Here is a 615-nt window from a genome sequence, read left to right as displayed (position 1 = left end):
TACAACCTGAACCTAAACCTTGATACTCAATCAGGTCCGCTGGTTGCAGCATTTTCCGTCACCGCCAACCAATCATAAGGTTCAACATGGCAGATACTAATAAGCTCGTTCTGGCGGACTTGACAGCCGACGTTGATCAATTCGTTTCCCAGTTTCAAAACTACCTTACCACCATCCCATCGTGGCAGGGAACGCTCACGACAATGACATCGGAGACCCTGATCGAGCTAGCAGCATCGGTCGGGGCTTTTGCGCAGGGCCGCATCATTCGCGCTGCGGAGGACTGTTTTGCTGAAACGGCTCAATCTGATTCAGCAATCCTTAGCATCACACAGATGCAGGGGCTTCGCATTTCGCGATTCCTACCTGCCGGCATACCTGTCACGCTCCAAAGTTCGGTACCCTCGTCGCTCCCTCCGCTGCCCCAATTCCACGTGGCAGGGCAATACTTCTTCAACCGAGATGAGATCACGTTCACGGACGCCAACCCCATCAACGTGACTCTGTACGAAGGTCAGGTATACGCGTATCAGATGCCGGGCTTGGGAACGGAGCGTCAGACCTTCGTAGGGGCCCAGGATAACTTCTCGGGGTCTGACCGAGACGTTGCGGTCC

General features: G+C 54.5%; 1 protein-coding gene. It reads left to right on the top strand.

Annotated elements, in window-relative coordinates:
- Positions 1 to 86: 86 nt before the first annotated feature.
- On the top strand, positions 87 to 615 hold a 529-nt coding region (locus AC1RPN_RS08080), incomplete at its 3' end, for a hypothetical protein (RefSeq protein ID WP_481763695.1).

It is taken from the genome of Dellaglioa sp. CoH-57-MRSF-20, assembly GCF_056781955.1.
The sequence above is the reverse complement of the archived record's forward strand: the minus strand, read 5'-3'. Positions and strand labels throughout refer to the sequence as shown.